The organism is Allorhizobium sp. GW101-3B10 (genome assembly GCF_059424725.1).
Map to the genome: position 1 here is coordinate 2,160,888 of NZ_JBWKZR010000001.1, position 20,383 is coordinate 2,181,270.

Below are 20,383 nucleotides of genomic sequence, written 5' to 3' on the forward strand. Positions count from 1 at the left end.
GTATCAGCCCTTCATCATATTGACGTCTTCGACCGCGATCGAGCCGCGATTGCGATAGAAGACCACGAGGATTGCGAGGCCGATCGCCGCTTCCGCGGCCGCCACCGTGAGGATGAACAGGGCAAAGACCTGGCCGACGATGTCGTTGAGGAAGACCGAGAAGGCCACCATGTTGACATTGACCGCAAGCAGGATGAGCTCGATCGACATCAGGATGACGATGACGTTCTTGCGGTTGAGGAAGATGCCGAATACGCCGAGCGTGAAAAGCAGCGCGCTGACAGTCAGGTAGTGGGAAAGACCGATTTCCATAATTCTTGTTCCTTAACCTCTCGGCTGCCTCAGATGCCCTGGCCCGGCTTGACCTTGACCACCTTGACGGCGGTCTCTGGCGTGCGGGCAACCTGGCGGGAGACGTCCTGCCGCTTGATGTTCGTGCGGTGACGCAGTGTCAGCACGATCGCGCCGATCATGGCCACCAGAAGCACCAGGCCGGCGATCTGGAAGAAATAGACGTAGTTGGTATAGAGCACGTCGCCGAGCGCCGCGGTGTTGGTGCGATCCGTCAGCGCCGGGATCGGCATGGTGACCGACTTGGCGGCTTCCGGAGAAATCGCGCTGCCGCCGATGACGATCAGCAGCTCGGCCGCGACGATCACACCGACCAGCGCACCGATCGGGGCATATTTCAGCGCGCCGGAGCGAAGCTCCGCAAAGTCGATGTCGAGCATCATGACAACGAAGAGGAAGAGAACCGCCACCGCACCGACATAGACGACCAGAAGGATCATCCCCAGGAACTCGGCCCCAATCAGCAGGAACAGAGCCGATGCGTTCACGAAGGTGAGGATCAGGAACAGGACCGAATGGACCGGATTCCGTGCGGAAATGACCATGAACGCCGACGCTACCGCGACAAAGGCGAAGAGATAGAAAAAGAGAGCCTGAAGACCCATGTTGGTGCCTTTTCATCTTCCCCCGGGGGCGGGCCCCTGCCCTGCCACCCGATGACGCTCAACCGGCATCCCCACCGATCAAGCGCCCCGTTTCAAATTCTGCCGCGGCGGGGGCTCGACCCTCGCCATGGCGCCGCATACCGCCGATCAGCGGTACGGCGAATCCAGCGCGATGTTGCGCGCGATTTCGCGTTCCCAGCGGTCGCCGTTGTCGAGCAGCCGGGCCTTGTCGAAATACAGCTCTTCGCGAGTCTCGGTGGCGAACTCGAAGTTCGGACCTTCGACGATCGCATCGACCGGGCAGGCCTCCTGGCAGAAGCCGCAATAGATGCACTTCACCATGTCGATGTCGTAACGCACCGTGCGGCGGGTGCCGTCGTTGCGGCGCGGGCCGGCTTCGATGGTGATCGCCTGGGCAGGACAGATCGCCTCGCAGAGCTTGCAGGCGATGCAGCGCTCTTCGCCGTTCGGATAGCGGCGCAGCGCATGTTCGCCGCGGAAGCGCGGGGAAATCGGACCCTTCTCGAACGGATAGTTGATCGTCGACTTGGGCGCGAAGAAATAGCGCATCGACAGGAAGAAGGCGCCGACGAACTCTTTCAGGAACAGGGAACTGATAGCCTGGGAAAGACCAGCCATCTCAACCTCCAAATCTGCCGAATGAACGGATGGCCATGATTATGCCCACCCCATGATCTTCAGCACGAATGCAACGATGATGACCATGGCGAGCGAGATCGGAAGGAAGACCTTCCAGCCCAGGCGCATCAGCTGGTCATAGCGGTAGCGCGGCACGAAGGCCTTCACCATGGCGAACATGAAGAACACCATCGATGCCTTCAGGACGAACCAGATGATGCCCGGCACCCAGTTCAGGAACCAGACGTCGACCGGTGGCAGCCAGCCCCCAAGGAACAGGATGGTGGTCATGGCGCACATCAGGCAGATCGCCGCATATTCGCCGAGCATGAACATCATGTATGGGGTCGAGCCGTATTCGACCATGAAGCCGGCGACCAGTTCCGATTCCGCTTCCGGAAGGTCGAAGGGCGGACGGTTGGTCTCTGCCAATGCCGAGATGAAGAAGATCACGAACATCGGGAAGAGCGCCAGCCAGTGCCAGTCGAGGAAGGAGTTCGGCAGGCCGACCATGGTGCCGAGGCCGTCCTTCTGGGCGTAGACGATGTCGGTCAGGTTCAGCGAACCGACGCACAGCAGGACGGTGACGATGACGAGGCCGATCGAGACTTCATAGGACACCATCTGTGCTGCGGAGCGCAGCGCGCCGAGGAAGGGGTACTTCGAGTTCGAAGCCCAGCCGCCCATGATGATGCCGTAAACCTCGAGCGAGGAAATGGCGAAGATGTAGAGAATGCCCACATTGATGTTGGCGATTACCCAGCCGTCGGCGAGCGGCACCACGGCCCAGGTAGCGAGCGCCAGCGTCACGGCGACCAGCGGGGCCAGAAGAAAGACGCCCTTGTTGGCGCCGGCCGGAATGACCGGTTCCTTGAAGACGAACTTCAAAAGGTCAGCAAAGGACTGGAACAGACCCCAGGGACCGACAACGTTCGGACCGCGGCGCATCTGCACGGCTGCCCAGATCTTGCGGTCGGCAAGCAGAATATAGGCGATGAACAGCAGGAGGGCGACCAGAAGCAGAAGCGACTGGCCGATCATGATGGCCGCCGGCCAGACATATGTGGAAACGAAGCTATCCATGATCCCCTGCCCTTACTCTGCCGCAGCCTTGAAATTGTTGCGGGCCAACGCCGAGCACTCGGCCATGACGGCCGAAGCGCGAGCGATCGGGTTCGTCAAATAGAAGTCTTTCACCGGCGACGCAAACGCGGATTTCGTCATCTTCCCGGCTTTTTTCGCAAGTGCGGCAATTTCGGCACCGGTGCCCGGTGCGATCTCGTCGAGGGCGGCGAAATGCGGGTAGTCCGCATAGAGCCGGGCCCGCAGAGCGCCCAGCGAATCATAGGGAAGCTTCTTGCCGAGCACGTCGGAAAGCGCGCGGATGATCGCCCAGTCCTCGCGGGCATCGCCCGGTGCGAAACCGGCGCGGTTGCCCATCTGGACGCGGCCTTCGGTGTTGACCCAGGTGCCCGACTTTTCGGTATAGGTCGCACCCGGCAGGATGACGTCGGCATTGTGGGCGCCGTTGTCGCCATGGCTGCCGATATAGACCGTGAACTTTGCCGACTTCCTGGTGAAGTCGAGTTCGTCGGCGCCGAGCAGGAACAGCACGTCCATCGAGGCCAGCATGTCCGCGGCAGCGACACCGCCCTCGCCCGGCACGAAGCCGAGATCGAGGCCGCCGACGCGCGAAGCGGCGGTGTGAAGCACGGCAAAGCCGTTCCACTCTTCCGAGACTGCACCGACTGCATTGGCGAGCTTTGCGGCGTTGCCCAGCACGGCCAAACCTTCAGCCCCTGCAAGCGCCCCCTGGCCGACGATGATCAGCGGGTTCTTGGCGGCCTTGAGCTTCTCGACGAAGCCGTTCTTGCCGGAAAGGAGATCGGCCAGCGATTCCGTACCGGCACCGAGATATTCATAAGGGTAGCGCATCTCGCCGCCCTCACCGATCACGCCGATCGGCAGGCCGCTGCGGCGCCAGGCCTTGCGGATGCGGGCGTTGAGCACAGCCGCCTCGTAGCGCGGATTGGCACCGACGATCAGGATCGCGTCGGCCGACTCGATGCCTTCGATGGTCGAATTGAACAGGTAGCTTGCGCGACCGAGCGACGGATCAAGTGCCGCCCCATCCTGGCGACAGTCGGTATTGGCCGAGCCGAGCGAGGCGATGAGCGCCTTCAGCGCATACATTTCCTCGACCGAAGCCAAGTCGCCGGCGATCGCGCCGATCTTGGCGCCCGTGGTGGCAGAGACCGCCGACTTGATCGCGGCGAAAGCGTCACCCCAGGTGGCGGCCTGCAGACGGCCGTCACGGCGCACGTACGGCCGATCGAGGCGCTGGGTCTTCAGACCGTCCCAGATGAAGCGGCTCTTGTCGGAAATCCACTCCTCGTTCACCTGCTCGTTGACACGCGGCATGATGCGCATCACTTCGCGGCCGCGGGTGTCGACGCGGATCGCGCTGCCGAGCGCGTCCATGACATCGATCGATTCGGTCTTGGTCAGTTCCCACGGACGGGCGGTGAAGGCGAACGGCTTGGAGGTCAGCGCACCGACCGGGCAGAGATCGACGACATTGCCCTGCAGCTCGGAGGTCATCGCCTGCTCGAGATAGGTGGTGATCTCGGCATCCTCGCCGCGGCCGATCAGGCCGAGTTCGGCAATGCCGGCGACTTCGGTGGTGAAGCGGACGCAGCGCGTGCAGTGGATGCAGCGGTTCATCACGGTGTTGACCAGCGGGCCGATATACTTGTCTTCGACGGCGCGCTTGTTCTCGGTGTAGCGCGAACTGTCGATGCCGAAGGCCATGGCCTGGTCCTGCAGGTCGCATTCGCCACCCTGGTCGCAGATCGGGCAATCCAGCGGATGGTTGATCAGCAGGAATTCCATCACGCCTTCGCGGGCCTTCTTGACCATCGGCGTGTTGGTGAAGACTTCCGGCAGTTCGCCGTTCGGACCGCCACGGATGTCGCGCACGCCCATGGCGCAGGAGGCCGCCGGCTTCGGCGGGCCGCCCTTCACCTCGACGAGGCACATACGGCAATTGCCGGCAACCGACAGCCGTTCATGGAAACAAAAGCGCGGGACTTCGGCGCCGGCTTCCTCGCACGCCTGCAACAGCGTGAAATGATCCGGGACTTCGATCTCTTTACCGTCGACTTTCAGCTTTGCCATATTCGCCTTCCTGCCTCACGCATAGTGCGCATTGCACCGCAGCTCTCGCTGCGGCAGGCGGAACCGACCAACCTGGATTGGCTCGTCCCCGCCGTTTATTTCCTTGTCCTTGCCCCGTGTCGCGAGGCTGGAGATCCGTTGTTCTTCGCCAACCGCGAAATGCCCCCTGCAGGGCATCGCGCCGTCCCTATTTCTTGCCGCGCGCCAGTTGGCGCGCCTGACCGACCCAGTCGTCGCGAACAGCCCGTCCGTCGAGACCGATCGCCGCGTCGAGCGCTTCGAGTTCAGCCGCGTCGAGCGCGGCCAGGTCGGCAAAGCGCCGGATGCCACGGCTGTTCAGCACCTGCTCCAGTTTCGGGCCGACACCTTCGATCTTCTTCAGATCGTCGGTCTTGCCGTTCGCCCGTCCGGCCCTGGCCGTCTTCGCGCCAGCTGCCGGTTTCTCGGCCTGTGCGACCTTGGCGCCTGTCGCAGCCTTTGCTGCGGGCGCCTTTTGAGCCGCAGCCTTGGCCTTCGCCGCAACCGGCTTAGTCGCCTTGACCGTCGCCGGCTTCGCCTCGGCCACCTTGCGGCGCTTCACGTCCTTGACCGCCGGCGCCGGCTGAACATTTGCGTCTGCCGACGATGCACCCTCGTCAGGCGTCCCGGCCTTTGCCTGCTGCTCTTCCTCGAGCCTGCGGGCAAGCTTGCTGGTCGCATCGATCGCGCCGTGCAGCGAACCGAGAAACACGCTCGTCATATGCGTGGCAAAACCGAAACCGATGGCCGTGGCCGCCGCGAGCGCCGCGGTCGGATGGGCCATCAGCGGATGCAGCGGCACATGCGGCATGTCCTTCAGCGCATCGGCGAGATGGCTGAAGTCAGCCGGCTCAGCCGACTGCCCTTCCCCCGTCTTGTCCGATGCCTTGGCCATGACCGCTGGTCCTTACTCTGCCGCTTCCAGCACCACGCCATGCGCCATGGCATTGCGGGTGTACTGGTCGATACGGGCTTCCATTTCCGGACGGAAATGCTTGATCAGGCCCTGGATCGGCCAGGCGGCCGCATCGCCGAGCGCACAGATGGTGTGCCCCTCGATCTGCTTGGTGACCTGGAAGAGCATGTCGATTTCGCGCTTCTGGGCATTGCCCTTCACCATGCGCTCCATGACCCGCATCATCCAGCCCGTGCCTTCGCGGCAAGGCGTGCACTGGCCGCAGCTCTCGTGCTTGTAGAAGGCAGAGAGGCGCCAGATGGCCTTCACGATGTCGGTCGACTTGTCCATGACGATGACGGCGGCGGTGCCGAGGCTGGAACCGACCTCGCGCAGGCCGTCATAGTCCATGATGGCGTCCTTCATCTGGGCGCCCGGTACGCAAGGGACCGAGGAACCGCCCGGGATGACGGCGAGCAGGTTGTCCCAGCCGCCGCGGATGCCGCCGCAATGCTTTTCGATCAGTTCGTGGAACGGGATCGACATGGCATCCTCGACCGTGCACGGCTTGTTGACGTGGCCGGAGATCGAATAGAGCTTGGTGCCGGTGTTGTTCGGACGGCCGAAGCTGGAATACCAGCCGGCGCCACGGCGCAGAATGGTCGGGGTGACCGCGATCGATTCGACGTTGTTGACCGTCGTCGGGCAGCCATAGAGACCCATGTTGGCCGGGAACGGCGGCTTCAGGCGCGGCTGGCCCTTCTTGCCTTCCAGGCTTTCCAGCAGCGCGGTTTCCTCGCCGCAGATATAGGCGCCGGCGCCGTGATGGACGACGATGTCGATGTCGTAGCCGAGCTTGTTGTTCTTGCCGAGCAGGCCGTATTCGTAGCACTCGTCGATCGCCGCCTGAAGCGCCTCGCGTTCGCGCATGAACTCGCCGCGCACGTAGATAAAGGCATGGTGCGCGCCCATGGCGAACGAAGCGATCACGCAGCCTTCGATCAGCGTGTGCGGATCGTGGCGCATGATGTCGCGGTCCTTGCAGGTACCGGGTTCGGACTCGTCGGCATTGACCACGAGGTAATGCGGACGGCCGTCGGATTCCTTCGGCATGAACGACCATTTGAGGCCGGTCGGGAAGCCGGCACCGCCACGGCCGCGCAGGCCCGAGGCCTTCACCTCGTTGATGATCCAGTCACGGCCCTTTTCGAGCAGCTGCTTGGTTCCATCCCAATGGCCACGGCTCATGGCGCCCTTCAGGGACTTGTCCTTGAGGCCGTAGATATTGGTAAAGATGCGATCCTGATCTCTCAACATATCCTAACCTCTTACCGCGGCTTCTTGCCGAAGACCTTGATGTATTCGGCTTCGCCGCCCTTGGCGAGCGCCTTGGCCTGCTTGACCCAGTCGTCGCGCTCGATGCGGCCGGCGAACTTCAGATAGCCGTCGACCCATTCGCGCTCAGCCTTCTTCCAGCCGGCGATCTGGGCGAATGTGTAGATGCCAAGACCGTTGAGGACGCCCTCGATCTTCGGACCGACGCCGGAGATCATCTTCAGGTCGTCCGGAGCTGCCGGCTTCTCGACGGAAGCCGGACGGTTCTTGTCGTCCAGCGACGGCTGGGCGGCGGCCGGTGCCTTCGGCGCCTTGCCGGCACCGTCGGCGGCGGCTGTCTCGGAAATGACTTCCTTGATCTCGTCGCTCGCCGGCTTCGCGCTCTTGCGCGCCGGCTTCACTTCGGGACCGCCCGGCGTCGCGGTCTTGCCGTCGGCCGGGGTCTTGAGGGCTGCGTTGGTCTCGTCGGCGGTCGTCACCGGCTTTGCCGCATTCGCCGGCGGAACGGCGACGGGCGCGGCCGGGGCGGCCTCCACGCGCGGCGCCGGCTTGACGTCGGCCTCGGTCAACGTGGTCGGGCCGCCGGCCGGGGCCGAATAGATACGGTCAACCTGCGGACCGGGCTTGATGTCGGAACCCTTGCCTGCCTGGAAACGGTCGATGATGTGCTCGAGCTGGGTCGGCGTCAGGTCTTCGTAGCTATCCTTGAAGATCATCACCATCGGCGCGTTCACGCAGGCGCCCTGACACTCGACCTCTTCCCAGGACAGCGTGCCGTCGGCGTTGCGTTCCAGCGGATCGTGGTGGATCTTCGACTTGCAGACGCGGATCAGGTCCTCGGCGCCGCGCAGCATGCACGGCGTGGTGCCACAGACCTGGACATGGGCGCGTGTGCCGACCGGCTTCAGCTGGAACTGGGTGTAGAAGGTCGCCACTTCCAGCACGCGGATATACGGCATGGCGAGCTTGTCGGCGACGAACTCGATCGCCGCGCGGGTGACCCAGCCTTCCTGCTCCTGCGCACGCATCAGCAGCAGGATTACCGCAGACTGCTGCCGGCCTTCCGGATATTTGGCAATCGTTGCCTCGGCCCAGGCCGCGTTCTCCTCGTTGAAGGAGAAAGCTGCCGGCTGGAATTGGTCATCGGCTAGTCGACGAACGGACATTACTTCCTCACGCCTTGTCTCAGTTTATGGATCCACACCGCGAACTCGTCAGGGACGTGAATTCGCAGGCGTAGGCCGAGTTTTCTTTCTGCAGGAACACGATCAGCTTGGAACCGTTGGAGACGGTCGACTTGATCTCGTAGCCCTGCTTGATGAGGTCTCCCATCGACGACGCGGAGCCGCTCGACGACACGCCCGCATCCTGCGCATAGGCGCCGGCGGCGAAAAGCACGGTGGCGATCGTCAAAAGCGGGCGCATCATCAGCGGTCGACCTCACCGAACACGATGTCGAGCGAACCGAGGATCGCCGAGATGTCGGCGAGCTGGTGGCCGCGGCAGATGTAATCCATCGCCTGGAGATGCGCATAGCCCGGCGCGCGGATCTTGCAGCGGTACGGCTTGTTGGTGCCGTCCGAGACGAGATAGACGCCGAATTCGCCCTTGGGCGCCTCGACCGCGGCGTAAACCTCGCCGGCCGGAACGTGGTAGCCTTCGGTGTAGAGCTTGAAGTGATGGATCAGCGCTTCCATCGACCGCTTCATCTCGCCGCGTTTCGGCGGAACGACCTTGCCGTCGATCGAGGAGATCGGACCGGTCTTGGCGTCACCCAGCAGGCGGTTGACGCACTGCTTCATGATCTTGACCGATTCGTGCATCTCGAACATGCGGATCAGGTAACGGTCGTAGCAGTCGCCGTTCTTGCCGACCATGATGTCGAAGTCGAGATCGGCGTAGCACTCGTAGGGCTGCGACTTGCGCAGGTCCCAGGCGGCGCCCGAGCCGCGCACCATCACGCCGGAGAAGCCCCAGGCCCAGCAATCCTCGAGGCTGACGACGCCGATGTCGACGTTGCGCTGCTTGAAGATGCGGTTGCCGGTCAGGAGTTCGTCGATGTCGTTGAGCTTGGCCGGGAACTGGTCGCACCACTTGCCGATGTCCTCGACCAGTTCGTGCGGCAGGTCCTGGTGAATGCCGCCCGGACGGATATAGGCCGAGTGCATGCGCGCGCCGCAGGCCCGCTCATAGAACACCATCAGCTTCTCGCGCTCCTCGAAGCCCCAGAGCGGCGGCGTCAGCGCGCCGACGTCCATGGCCTGGGTCGTGACGTTCAGGAGATGCGACAGGATACGGCCGATTTCCGAATAGAGCACGCGGATCAGCTGGCCGCGGATCGGGATCTCGACGCCGAGCAGCTTTTCCACCGCCAGCGAATAGGCGTGTTCCTGGTTCATCGGCGCGACGTAGTCGAGCCGGTCGAAATAGGGCAGAGCCTGCAGATAGGTCTTGGTCTCGATCAGCTTTTCGGTGCCGCGGTGCAGCAGGCCGATATGCGGATCGACGCGCTCGACGATTTCGCCGTCGAGTTCCAGCACGAGGCGCAGAACGCCGTGCGCCGCGGGATGCTGCGGGCCGAAATTGATGTTGAAATTGCGGACGTTGTGTTCAGTCATTGCGATTCGCTCCGCGCATCGAGGCATTAGCCAATAGGCAGTAGCCAGTAGGGCGTCTATTCACTCGTGCGACCATTCCGTTCATCCTGCAAACTGCGGATCAGCGACCTCAGCATTTTCCCGACTTCCTCACTCATCGCCAACCCCTTTCCGATTCTCTGTTCGGTTAGGAGCCCAAGGCGCGAGCTTAGTATCAAATGCGTCTCCAACTCCTTGAGAGAACCCTGAGCGATTTTCAAATGCTGGACATAGGAGCCCGTAACATTTCGACCGTGGCCTTCCGCGATGTTGGCGGGGACAGATGCTGCTGCTCGCCTGATCTGCGACACGAGGCCATAGACCTCATCCCGCGGAAAGCCCTTCGTCAACTCATAGCTCTCTACCGCGAGATCCATAGCGCGTTGCCACACCCTGAGATCCTGGTAGGAGTTGATCGTCGTCTGACTGCCCCTTTCCTTCCTACTGCCTACTGGCGACTGCCTAAATCCTACTGCTTCGCCTTCTCGTCGCCCGGCAGCACGTAGTCCGTGCCTTCCCAGGGCGAGAGGAAGTCGAAATTGCGGAATTCCTGCTTGAGCTCGACCGGTTCATAGACGACGCGCTTGGCGTTGTCGTCGTAGCGGACCTCGACGAAGCCGGTGGTCGGGAAGTCCTTGCGCAGCGGATGCCCCTCGAAACCGTAGTCGGTGAGAATGCGGCGCAGGTCCGGATGGTCGGTGAACATGATGCCGTACATGTCCCAGGCCTCCCGCTCGAACCAGTCGGCGCCCGGGAAGACGGAACAGGCCGACGGGACCGGCTTGTCCTCGTTGGTGGCGACCTTGACGCGGATGCGCAGGTTCTGGCGCGGCGAGAGCAGGTGGTAGACCACGTCGAAGCGATCTGCGCGCTGCGGGTAGTCGACGCCGCAGATGTCGATCAGGTTGACGAACCCGCACTGCACGTCGTCGCGCAGGAAGGTGAGGAGCGCGATCACGTTTTCGGGCTTTGCCGTCAGGGTCAGCTCGCCGTAGAGCGTTTCCGAAGAGGCGATGAGCGCACCGCGCACCTCGGAGAGGTAGGATGCAAGCTCGTTCAGGGCTTCACTCATTTGTCTCGTCCCTTCGCCTTACCGTTCGATGGTGCCGGTGCGGCGGATCTTCTTCTGCAGCAGAAGCACGCCATAGAGCAGCGCCTCTGCCGTGGGCGGACAGCCCGGCACGTAGATGTCGACCGGCACGACGCGGTCACAGCCGCGCACGACCGAATAGGAATAGTGATAATAGCCGCCGCCGTTGGCGCAGGAGCCCATCGAGATGACGTAGCGCGGTTCCGGCATCTGGTCGTAGACCTTGCGGAGCGCGGGCGCCATCTTGTTGGTCAGCGTGCCGGCGACGATCATCACGTCGGACTGGCGCGGGCTGGCGCGCGGCGCGAAGCCGAAGCGTTCGACGTCATAACGCGGCATGGAGAGCTGCATCATCTCGACCGCACAGCAGGCGAGACCGAAGGTCATCCACATCAGCGAGCCGGTGCGCGCCCAGTTGATCAGCTCGTCGGTCGAGGTGACGAGAAAGCCCTTGTCGGCGAGCTCGTTGTTGATCTCGCCGAAGAAGGCATCGTCGGAACCGATCGGCTTGCCGGTATTGGGATCGATGATCCCCTTGGCCTGCGGCGCAACCAGCGTCGTGTTGGACTGGCTCACTCCCATTCGAGTGCCCCCTTCTTCCATTCATAAATAAAGCCGATGGTCAGCACAGCGAGGAACACCATCATGGACCAGAAGCCGAACCAGCCCAGGTCACCGAACGACACCGCCCAGGGAAAAAGGAAAGCGACTTCGAGGTCGAAGATGATGAAAAGGATCGACACCAGATAGAAGCGGATGTCGAATTTCATGCGCGCGTCGTCGAAAGCGTTGAAGCCGCATTCGTAGGCCGAGAGCTTTTCCGAGTCGGGCGCCTTGAAGGCGACGGCGAACGGCGCGATCAGCAGCGCCAGGCCGATTACGAGGGCAATACCGATGAAAATGGCAATCGGAACGTAGGAACTGAGCAGTTCAGTCATCATGTCCATCCCTGCTTGTATCGAATGCCGAGCGGCAGTTCGGGCACAAGGCCAACAAGCCGAAAAGAGTGTTGCAACGAGCCGTGGTTAGCGCAGCCGGACCGCTTGTGCAAGACCGACGGAGGGCTTTTCACCCGATACCGCGAGGACTTTACCAGCCGGTAAAAACCCTGTCGCGTCAATTCGGTATATTATGACCGTGCAGCGCAACAAAACACTAGACGAAGGGGAAAGGAATGGCGCGAGTGACGGGGCTCGAACCCGCGACCTCCGGCGTGACAGGCCGGCACTCTAACCGACTGAGCTACACCCGCGCATTGTTGGATCACCGGGAGGCGATCCGACCCCTGGCGCCGCCTGAACGGCATGACGACAAGGGCAGAGATTTTGAGAATGGCGCGAGTGACGGGGCTCGAACCCGCGACCTCCGGCGTGACAGGCCGGCACTCTAACCAACTGAGCTACACCCGCGCATTTCTCAAACGAAAGCGTTGCCGCTTCGTTTCGATCGGCTAGGCCGTTCGATGAGCGGCTAACTAAGGGGTTCGGTTATTGGTGTCAAGCTCGATCGGAGACAAATCCATGACAGAGCGAAATTTGTTCGGGAGCCCTCCCGCGGCCGGATGAGGCCGGTGGAAAACTCCTCCTCCCCGCCCCCGCCCAAAACCCCGCAAAGCCGGGCTTTGGCATCGACGGGCGCCCGGGGCGGGCCAAAAAAATCAAAAAATCTTCACAAACACTCTTGCGGATTTTTGCCGATCCGCATAGATCACGGCCACCGACGCAGCCGGCAACGCCCGGCCTTGCGGAAGGGCGATTAGCTCAGTTGGTAGAGCGCCTCGTTTACACCGAGGATGTCGGGAGTTCGAGTCTCTCATCGCCCACCATTCCCTTCCCATGTGAAATACCATCCGATCCATAGCGCCCGCGTCTCACGCCAGCAGCGTGCGCAGGCGCTTCTGTTCGACCTCGTCCAGGGAAAAGTGCCACATCAGCGCGATGGCGGCCACTTTCGGCAGAATCGGCAGCCATGCATAGAGGGCGCCCAGTGCCTGCAGTGCCGTCGCGCTCTGCGACGCAGCCGGAGCGGTCGAAAAGGCGGCAAGCCCCAGCAGCGGAAACACAATGCCGGCCGACAGCGCCAGGGACAGCTTGGTGATGAAGCTCCAGGCGGCGAAATAGAGCCCTGATCGCTGCTCTCCCGATCGCACTGTGTCGTTGTCGATGACGTCGGCCTGGATGGCCGGCGGCAGCGCCAGGTCGAATCCCAACAGCAGGCCGGTCGCCACGCAGATCACGGCGAAGATGGCGACATCCCCCTCCCCGAGCAGGCCCGCGCCCGAGAAGACCAGGCAGGCAAGCGTCATGGAGATCGACCAGGCGCGGTGCTTGCCCATTCGTGCCGATGTCCACGCGGCGAGCGGAACGCCCGCGACCGCGGCGAGGAAGTAGGAAAACAGCAAGGGCCCTTCCCAGCCCGGGGCGCCCAGGCGGGCGGTGACGAAATAGATGAACAGCGAGGCGGGTATGGCATTCGCAAAGCTGTTGAGCAGGAAGGCAGCGGCCAGCCGGAGAAAGGGCCTGTTGCCGGCGAGGTGCGACAGACTCTCGCGCAGGGACAGGCGGCGCACCGACCGGTCGACCGGCTCCGGCACCCGCCAGACCGCCAGGCCGCCGGCAAGCGGCAGCATGACAGCGACGAAGACCGCGATCCAGGCGAGGCCATGAAAGGCATCGGCCCGCTCGAGCCCGCCAACGAACGGCAGCGAGATGGCCAGCAGTGATCCGACGAGCGTCGCGCCCTCGCGCCAGGCCGAGACCCGGACACGCTCGTGATAGCCGTCCGAGAGTTCCGCACCCCAGGCGGTATAGGGCAGAAGCGTCCAGGTGGCGCCGATCGAAAGCGCCGTTCCCCAGAGCGCCAGATAGACGAGGCCGGCATCGGCCGGCGGCCAGAAGAGCATGAAGGCGGCAAGGGCCGTCAAAGGCACAGAGGAGAGAAAGAACCCGCGGCGGCGACCGAATCGGCACGTCACCCGGTCGGCAAGCCAGCCGAAAAGCGGATCGGTCACGGCATCGATCAGACGAATCGCCAACAGGACCCCGCCTATGGCCGCAAGGGGAATGGCAAAGGCGGCCGCATAGAAGCTCGGCACGATGATGTAGAGCGGCAGCGCGATGGCTGCCATCGGCAGGGCCGGCAGGGCGTAGTAGAAGCAGATCAGGGCGGACTGCCGCGGCTGCGACGCCGGTTGGGTCATGTCGGGTGCTCTCCGGGCCGCCAGGGATCGACTGCGGCCTATCCCTTTACGGCAGTCGCGGCTGACTGGTTTTCGCGCCCACACTACGGCGGTGCGGACAATGGCGGGGAGCGCGGTTCAGATGAGTCGCAGGATCTTCTGCACGGGCACGGAGGCCGGCGCCCCGGCCAGAGCGAACCGGGCAAACATTCTTGCGGAGAGACGCAGCACGGCGAGCATGAATGCCAGCAACAGGCTGGCGACGGCTGCGGCGATGGCATAGAGCGCCGCGCCGATCTCGAGAATCGACCGGCCGAGGAACTTCATCACCGCGTGCGACTCATCGCCGAAGCGAGTCGCGACCCGCTGCAGCTTGCGCAGGTCCTTCGGGCCGTCGGCAATGGCCAGAGCGGCAAGCGAACTGCGCACCCCGCCCTTCGTTCCGATCGTTCCGAGCACCGTCGCGTCGTCGACGAGGGTTTGCGCCACCTTGCCGTCCACGGAACGGGCGGCCACCTTCTGAAGCCGGGCGAGGCCGAGCGCGCCTTCGTCGCTCGCCGCCATCAGTTCCGCCTTCAATATGCGGGTGTCGATGAGCTTTGCCGCATTCTTCGTCAGATAGGCGGTGAGCGGGCCAGAGATCCTGCGCGCGCGGTAGGCATTCTTCAGCACGGAGAGGCCGGCATCGGGAACGGCTGCCGCGCCCGCGGTTCCCAGCGTGGAGACGGTGAGGCCGATCCCGACGGCAGACAGCCCCAGCAGGATCGGGTCGTAGTCGTCGCCCGCCACGTAACGGTAACCCTGGACGGAGAAGTCGCGCAGATCGCCGACGCCGATGAGGTCGCTGGTCACCGAGCCGGCGATCTCCGCGCCGCTGTCGAGCGAACCGACGACGAAGCCCTTTGCCGCGCGGCTGCCGGTGAGATAGGCGCGGCCGAGCCATGTGCCTTCTGCCCGCTCCCGAAGGGCGGGAGACAGGGCGTGGCCGTTGCGGACCGCCAGATCGTAGAGGGCTACGGCATAGTCGTGGTCGCCGTCGGCGATGGCCTCTTCGATCTCCGCGACATAGGTCGTCGTCGGTGCCGCATAGAGCCGGTATTCGGCGAGGGCCGCCGGGTCGAACAGCCCGAACATCATGCCGGAGCGATAGACGGAGGTTGCGGCATTCCACACCGCCAGCCCGAGGGCTAGCAGCGAAGCCAGTCGCAGAACCTTCAAGAACGCCGATAGCAGTCTCACGCCTTCATCCCGGATTCGAGGTGCAGCAACCGAGGAGCCCTTTCCTACCGGTCCTTCACGGTGAATTTACGGCGTGCATGCCTGGCCTATCCGCTGTCGCGCGCCGTCGCCCGCGCATTCCCTTGCCCGCCCGCCCCGCCCTTGCTAACTGCAACGATGCAGAGTCCATGAACGAGGAGGATCGACATGCGACAGCATTCATTCGGCAGAACGGACTTCACCGTCAGCGACATCGGTTTCGGTGCGTGGCAGATCGGCGGCTCCTGGGGCGAGGTTTCCGAGGCCGACGGACGGGCGGCTCTCAACGCCGCACTGGACGCCGGCATGACCTTCATCGACACGGCCGACGTCTATGGCGACGGACGCTCGGAGCGCATCATTGCCGACGTGCTGAAGGCCCGCGGCGGCGCACGGCCGATGGTCGCCACCAAGGCCGGCAGGCGGCTCAATCCGCATGTGGCGGGCGGCTATACCAAGGCCAATCTGGAGGGCTTCATCGACCGCTCCCTGCAGAATCTCGGCGCCGAGCGGCTCGACCTCGTGCAGCTGCACTGCCCGCCCGCCGAGGTCTACTATCACCCGGAGGTGTTCGAGGGACTGGAAGAGCTCAAAAGCGCCGGCAAGATCGCCCACTACGGCGTGAGCGTCGAGAATGTCGAACAGGCGCTGAAGGCGATCGAATATCCGGGCGTCGTCAGCGTGCAGATCATCTTCAACCTGTTCCGCCAGCGTCCGGCCGGCCTGTTCTTCCAGGAGGCCCGGCGCCGCAACGTCGCTGTCATCGCCCGCGTGCCGCTGGCAAGCGGCCTGCTGTCCGGCAAGATCACCGCGGCGACGCAGTTCGCGGCCGAGGACCATCGCAACTTCAACCGCCATGGCGAAGCCTTCGACGTTGGCGAGACCTTTGCCGGCGTACCCCTGGAGACCGGTCTTCAGGCCGTCGAGGAGGTCCGCAAGCTGGTGCCCGCGGGCACGGCGATGGCGGCCTTCGCGCTGCGCTGGATCCTGATGCACGAGGCCGTGACCGTGGCCATTCCCGGCGCGCGCAACGCCGCCCAGGCGCAGGCGAATGCGGCCGCTTCCGACCTGCCAGCCCTTTCCTCCGACGTCATGGCTGCGGCCAAGGACATCTATGACCGGCTGATCGCCCCGCACGTCCACCAGCGCTGGTAGGCGACGCCTGGACGAAAGCCGGATCGCGAATGCAGTGGAGGCCGGGTGATTGCTCACCCGGCCTCCAATCGTCTTGGGAGGACGATGTTGGTCAGTTGGTGCCCTTGAGGTCGACCGGGAAGAACAGGGTCTCGCCCGAGGAGTCGTCGACGCCGTCATTGTCGGTCACGGCAAAGGCCTTGCCTTCGGCGTCGAAGGTGAAGCCTTCCAGCTTGTCGACGACATAGCCGTTGGTTGCGGCCTTGAGGTCCGGCAGGAAGTCGTGGACTTCCTCCTTCTTGACCAGTGGCAGTTCGCCGCCGAGCTTGGCCGGCTTCAGGTCGGCGATCGCCACGCGGTAGAGCTTCTTGAGCTTGGCCGCATCGCCGATCAGGTTGTCGCGCTCGACGATGTAGACGTGATCGCCATGGGCGGTGATTTCGGACAGGCCGACCCAGCCATCGGCACCCTTGTCGAGCGGATAGCGCACGGCGCCCCATTCCTTCGACTTCGGGTTATAGGACACGAGCTTGACCGTACCCTTCTCGTCGTCCTTCCATTCGCGCTGGACGGCCATCCACAGCGTGAGGGCGTCGCCCTCGCCGACCGAGGTGATGCCCTCGAAGCCGAAGCGGGTCTGGCCGGCGAGCAGTTCGACGGGCACGCCGATTTCAGCCTTGATCTCGCCCTTGGCGTCGACATTGTAGATGCCGTGGCCGACGAGCTTTGCCGGATCGCCTTCGGAGGCGAGCCAGAAGCCGCCCTTGCCGTCGAGCGCGATGCCCTCGATGTCGAGCTTCTGGGCCGGCTGGCCGCCACGGGTGACCGGCAGGGCCGCCGTGATGGCCGCGGGCTTCTGCGTCGCGTCAATGGTGTAAATGGTCGGCTGCATGGCGTAGAAGCTGTCGTTCACGGCATAGAGCTGGCCTGCCTTCTCGGCGTCGCCGACGAGGCCCGAGAGCGCACCCCAGCCGATCGGCGCGCCGTCGACGATTTGCGAGCGGATCGTCGGATAGGCGGCTTCGCCTTCGCCGAGTTCATAGAGCATCACATGCGAGCGGGCACCGCCGTCCTCGACGAGGTCGACCTCGTTGGCGGTGACGAACAGGTTGCGGCTCGGGATGGCGACTGCACCTTCCGGCGAAACGCCCGACGGCAGAAGCTGGACGAGTTCCGGTTCGGCGCCGGTGTCCTTGTAGACGGCGGCGATCGAGGCACGCTCGGAGAGCACGAAGAAGTATTTCTGGTCGCCGAAGGTGGCGGTCTCCAGGCCTTCGAGCTCGACGCCCTTGGACTTGGCGCGCTTGTCGGGGAAGTGGCCGATCTGGGCGATGGCCAGTTCGAGCGACGGGCCGGATTCGTAGAGGACCTTGCCGTTCTTGTCGAAGATGGTGAAGCTGCGCGAGCCGCCTTCGTAGTCACCTTCGTTGGCGACGACGAAACGGTTGTCGTCCAGCCACTTCAGGGCGTCGGGTTCGCGAAGCACGCCTTCCTTCTTGCCGGTGAACTTCAGCGCGCCGTCGGACTTGGTGTCGATGCCGGCGAGATCTATGGCGCCGGCCGAGAAATGGGTCTTCACCGTACCGGTCTTGCCGTCGACGATGGCGATGTGGTTGTTCTCCTGCAGCGTCACGGCGATCTCACCGAGGCTGTTGATCGAGACGAATTCCGGCTCCGGATCATCGGCGCTGACTTCGGCAAGGCCGGTCAGCGCGACATGCTTGATCGAAGCGCAGTCGGCAACGCCGTCCTTCAGGGAAACGATGGCGAGATCGCCCGCCGGCAGTTGCGGGAGCTTGCCCTCGTTCAGCTCTTCGTCGCGCTCGTTTTCGATGGCAATCGCGGCAAAGCTCTTGTCGGCGGAGATCGCCACCGAATCAGGCTGACCGCCGAGATCGCAGCTGGCGTCGATCGCCTTCGAAGCGATATCGACGATCGAAAGCCGGCCCGAGGGCTTGGCCTTGCTCCCGGAGGTGTTGACAGCGACGAGCGCCTTGCCGCCGGCCACGGTGACCGAGGTGGGCTCGCCGTCCATCATCAGAGCGCCGGCAGCCTTCGGGGCCTTGGCGTCGGAAATGTCGACGAAGCCGATCGCGCCGAGCGGGCTGTCGGAATAGATCAGCATCATGCCGTCTTCGGTCGCCGTGATGATCTCGGCGGAGGAGACGGACTTGGCGTCCTTGTCGGCCGGGATATTGGTGGCGACGGGGAAGGACGCAATGCGATTGAAGACCTGCTCGGCGCCGGCGGGGGCGGCAACGGAAGCCAGCAGGGCTGCGGTCAGGGCCGCGCGGGAAAAGCCATACGTCATGGGAAACCTCCTGTTTCCGTGAGAAAGGAACAGGAGGCTTTTGCGTCATGCGGATGACAGGCGGATGACAATCCGGGCGGATTGTCCGACGCCCCTCCCCGGTCAACCGGACGTCCGCTCCTTGCGCATCTCGGCCGTCATCAGGAACAGCGACGCCCCGAGGATCAGCAGCGCTCCGAGCCACAGATAGCCAGCCGGGGCATAGCCGAAGACCAGCCAGCCGGCCAGCACGTTGAGCGGCAGCTTCAGGTCGTCGAAGGGCTGCACATAGGCCGCGTCCGCCGCATTGTAGGCGAGCGTCAGCAGATACTGACCCACGACGGTCAGGAGACCGGCCGCAAGCAGCAGCGCCAGGGCAAGACCGGTCGGCACGGCAAAGCCAGAGGCGAGCGCCAGCCCGGCATTGATCGGCGTCAGGAGCACCAGCAGCCAGACGGTGATCGTCTCCGGCGGCTCGAAGGCCGTGAGGTTCTTCATCAGCAGAGACGACCCGCCCCACAGCAGGGCCGACAGGATGGGCAGCAGTGCTGCCGCCGAGAACGTATCCGCCCAGGGCTGGAGGATGATCATCGCACCGACGAAGCCGACGAGCGTCGCCGCCCAACGGGGCCAGCCGACGCTTTCGCCGAGGAAAAGCCTGGCGCCGATGATGATGAAGAAGGGCGAGGTCATGACCAGCGCGATCGCCTGCCAGATCGGCACGGTGGCAAGCCCGGTGACCCAGGCCTGTACGCCGAGCGCGGCAAGCAGGACGCGCAGAAGATGCCGCCAGGGATAGCGCGTGCGCATCGCCCGCAGGCCGAGCTTGAACAGCAGCGGCAGGGACAGCACGAGGGCAAAGCCATATTGCCAGAAGGCCGCCGAGGCCGGCGGGAAGGCCAGGGTCATGGCCAGCCACTGGGTCGCGACGTTAAGCAGGGCGAAGGCGATACCCGCCAGCACCATGTAGGAGGCTCCGGCAAAAGCGCGGGAGCGGGAGAGCGTAAGGGAGCTCTGATTCATGTTTCTTTCCTTCACAAAGGACCAACACAAATCAGGACGCATGAGGGCACTCGCGACAAGGCCCGCCTGGACGAGCCCACCCGCTTGCGCGGCCATCCGCGCGAGCGGACGGCATGCGCAGGCCGAGCCGCCGGCATCCGGACAAATCCATCCGGAAACGTGACGCCACGACCGACTGCCTCATTCTCTTTCATCCGGACTATGACCGTCGGCTCCGGAATTCAACCGGATCTGCTGACCCTCCCGGAACAGGTCCGAAAGGCGCTCGCGGGCTTGGAGGCGAACCTCCTTACCGCCGGTGGGGACTTGCACCCCGCCCTGAGAACGAATGCCGGAAAACCGGCGGTTCGAGCGATACGGCAAGCATGCGGATCGCACAAGCGCGGCAAACGAAAAAAGCCCGGCACGGGGCCGGGCTTTCACTTGGTATGGCCCGCCCTGCACCAGGCAGGGAGGCGATCAGCTGATTAGCTGTTGCAGGCGTCCTTGAGACCCTTGCCAGCCGTGAACTTCGGCACATTACGAGCCGGAATGTCGACTTCGGCGCCGGTCGACGGGTTGCGGCCCTTCGAGGCTTCGCGACGAGCAACGGTGAAAGCACCGAAGCCAGCGAGGCGAACATCGCCGCCGTTCTTCAGCTCGGCCTGAACCGTTTCGAAAACGGCGTCAACGGCGGAAGCTGCATCGGCCTTGGTGAGGCCGGCCTTCTCGGCGACCGCGGATACGAGTTCGTTCTTGTTCATGTTTCCACCCTT

Annotated in this window: 20 protein-coding genes, 3 tRNA genes and 1 riboswitch; of the genes, 2 read left to right on the plus strand and 21 right to left on the minus strand. The window is 63.8% G+C overall.

From position 1 onward, the window contains the following. Positions 1 to 3 precede the first annotated feature (3 nt). The 16 genes from nuoK to AC07Y0_RS10695 form a co-directional block, all read right to left on the minus strand. The gene (nuoK, locus tag AC07Y0_RS10620; protein ID WP_028735970.1) at positions 4 to 312 is read right to left on the minus strand and encodes an NADH-quinone oxidoreductase subunit NuoK; all 309 of its coding nucleotides are present in this window, start codon (positions 310 to 312) and stop codon (positions 4 to 6) included. A gap of 29 nt (positions 313 to 341) precedes the next feature. Beyond that, the gene (locus tag AC07Y0_RS10625) at positions 342 to 956 is read right to left on the minus strand and encodes an NADH-quinone oxidoreductase subunit J (RefSeq protein WP_498677022.1); all 615 of its coding nucleotides are present in this window, start codon (positions 954 to 956) and stop codon (positions 342 to 344) included. 147 nt (positions 957 to 1,103) lie between these two features. Next, on the minus strand, positions 1,104 to 1,595 hold the full coding sequence (gene nuoI / locus AC07Y0_RS10630; protein WP_028735972.1) for an NADH-quinone oxidoreductase subunit NuoI: 492 nt from the start codon (positions 1,593 to 1,595) through the stop codon (positions 1,104 to 1,106). Between the two features lie 39 nt (positions 1,596 to 1,634). After that, a complete protein-coding gene (nuoH, locus tag AC07Y0_RS10635; protein WP_498677025.1) occupies positions 1,635 to 2,678 on the minus strand; it encodes an NADH-quinone oxidoreductase subunit NuoH in 1,044 nt (347 codons plus the stop codon). Positions 2,679 to 2,690: 12 nt separating this feature from the next. Next, positions 2,691 to 4,772: an NADH-quinone oxidoreductase subunit NuoG gene (gene nuoG / locus AC07Y0_RS10640; protein WP_498677027.1), complete on the minus strand. Its 2,082-nt coding sequence runs from the start codon at positions 4,770 to 4,772 to the stop codon at positions 2,691 to 2,693. Positions 4,773 to 4,959: 187 nt separating this feature from the next. Then, on the minus strand, positions 4,960 to 5,685 hold the full coding sequence (locus tag AC07Y0_RS10645; RefSeq protein ID WP_498677029.1) for a helix-hairpin-helix domain-containing protein: 726 nt from the start codon (positions 5,683 to 5,685) through the stop codon (positions 4,960 to 4,962). A 12-nt stretch (positions 5,686 to 5,697) separates the two neighbouring features. Further along, positions 5,698 to 7,002: an NADH-quinone oxidoreductase subunit NuoF gene (nuoF, locus tag AC07Y0_RS10650; protein WP_028735976.1), complete on the minus strand. Its 1,305-nt coding sequence runs from the start codon at positions 7,000 to 7,002 to the stop codon at positions 5,698 to 5,700. Positions 7,003 to 7,013: 11 nt separating this feature from the next. Continuing rightward, complete coding sequence (locus AC07Y0_RS10655; protein WP_498677031.1) at positions 7,014 to 8,186, minus strand: NADH-quinone oxidoreductase subunit E; 1,173 nt, start codon at positions 8,184 to 8,186, stop codon at positions 7,014 to 7,016. Between the two features lie 19 nt (positions 8,187 to 8,205). After that, positions 8,206 to 8,445, minus strand: coding sequence for a hypothetical protein (locus AC07Y0_RS10660; protein WP_498680212.1), 240 nt, complete (start codon positions 8,443 to 8,445; stop codon positions 8,206 to 8,208). 2 nt (positions 8,446 to 8,447) lie between these two features. After that, positions 8,448 to 9,638 (minus strand): NADH-quinone oxidoreductase subunit D, encoded by a 1,191-nt coding sequence (locus AC07Y0_RS10665; RefSeq protein ID WP_498677033.1) that lies wholly within the window; start codon positions 9,636 to 9,638, stop codon positions 8,448 to 8,450. A 56-nt stretch (positions 9,639 to 9,694) separates the two neighbouring features. Beyond that, the gene (locus tag AC07Y0_RS10670) at positions 9,695 to 10,072 is read right to left on the minus strand and encodes a four helix bundle protein (RefSeq protein ID WP_268877530.1); all 378 of its coding nucleotides are present in this window, start codon (positions 10,070 to 10,072) and stop codon (positions 9,695 to 9,697) included. Positions 10,073 to 10,125: 53 nt separating this feature from the next. Then, complete coding sequence (locus AC07Y0_RS10675) at positions 10,126 to 10,728, minus strand: NADH-quinone oxidoreductase subunit C (RefSeq protein WP_498677035.1); 603 nt, start codon at positions 10,726 to 10,728, stop codon at positions 10,126 to 10,128. Positions 10,729 to 10,746: 18 nt separating this feature from the next. Continuing rightward, the gene (locus AC07Y0_RS10680) at positions 10,747 to 11,328 is read right to left on the minus strand and encodes a NuoB/complex I 20 kDa subunit family protein (protein ID WP_028735981.1); all 582 of its coding nucleotides are present in this window, start codon (positions 11,326 to 11,328) and stop codon (positions 10,747 to 10,749) included. Then, the gene (locus AC07Y0_RS10685; RefSeq protein ID WP_498677040.1) at positions 11,319 to 11,684 is read right to left on the minus strand and encodes an NADH-quinone oxidoreductase subunit A; all 366 of its coding nucleotides are present in this window, start codon (positions 11,682 to 11,684) and stop codon (positions 11,319 to 11,321) included. Before AC07Y0_RS10685 ends, AC07Y0_RS10680 begins: the two co-directional genes overlap by 10 nt. A gap of 237 nt (positions 11,685 to 11,921) precedes the next feature. Further along, a tRNA-Asp gene (locus AC07Y0_RS10690) sits at positions 11,922 to 11,998 on the minus strand. Between the two features lie 80 nt (positions 11,999 to 12,078). Next, positions 12,079 to 12,155: transfer RNA gene (locus AC07Y0_RS10695), tRNA-Asp, on the minus strand. A 340-nt stretch (positions 12,156 to 12,495) separates the two neighbouring features. On the opposite strand from AC07Y0_RS10695, the gene AC07Y0_RS10700 reads away from it, so the two are divergent. Then, positions 12,496 to 12,571 (plus strand) — tRNA-Val (locus AC07Y0_RS10700). Between the two features lie 45 nt (positions 12,572 to 12,616). Here AC07Y0_RS10700 and AC07Y0_RS10705 read toward each other — a convergent pair. Next, the gene (locus AC07Y0_RS10705) at positions 12,617 to 13,945 is read right to left on the minus strand and encodes an MFS transporter (protein WP_498677041.1); all 1,329 of its coding nucleotides are present in this window, start codon (positions 13,943 to 13,945) and stop codon (positions 12,617 to 12,619) included. A gap of 117 nt (positions 13,946 to 14,062) precedes the next feature. Next, positions 14,063 to 15,163, minus strand: a complete 1,101-nt coding sequence (locus tag AC07Y0_RS10710; RefSeq protein WP_498677043.1) for a hypothetical protein — start codon at positions 15,161 to 15,163, stop codon at positions 14,063 to 14,065. 186 nt (positions 15,164 to 15,349) lie between these two features. Here AC07Y0_RS10710 and AC07Y0_RS10715 point away from each other — a divergent pair, with 186 nt between their 5' ends. Next, a complete protein-coding gene (locus AC07Y0_RS10715) occupies positions 15,350 to 16,336 on the plus strand; it encodes an aldo/keto reductase (protein WP_498677045.1) in 987 nt (328 codons plus the stop codon). 91 nt (positions 16,337 to 16,427) lie between these two features. On the opposite strand, the gene AC07Y0_RS10720 is transcribed toward AC07Y0_RS10715, so the two are convergent. From AC07Y0_RS10720 to hupB, 3 genes are all read right to left on the minus strand, one after another. Continuing rightward, positions 16,428 to 18,626, minus strand: coding sequence for an esterase-like activity of phytase family protein (locus AC07Y0_RS10720; protein ID WP_498677047.1), 2,199 nt, complete (start codon positions 18,624 to 18,626; stop codon positions 16,428 to 16,430). A gap of 102 nt (positions 18,627 to 18,728) precedes the next feature. Beyond that, positions 18,729 to 19,628, minus strand: a complete 900-nt coding sequence (locus AC07Y0_RS10725; protein ID WP_498677049.1) for a DMT family transporter — start codon at positions 19,626 to 19,628, stop codon at positions 18,729 to 18,731. A 178-nt stretch (positions 19,629 to 19,806) separates the two neighbouring features. Beyond that, positions 19,807 to 19,958, minus strand: a riboswitch (FMN riboswitch). A gap of 137 nt (positions 19,959 to 20,095) precedes the next feature. Then, positions 20,096 to 20,371 carry a DNA-binding protein HupB gene (gene hupB, locus AC07Y0_RS10730; RefSeq protein WP_028735988.1) on the minus strand — a complete coding sequence of 92 codons (276 nt, stop codon included), beginning with the start codon at positions 20,369 to 20,371 and terminating at the stop codon, positions 20,096 to 20,098. Positions 20,372 to 20,383: the final 12 nt, after the last annotated feature.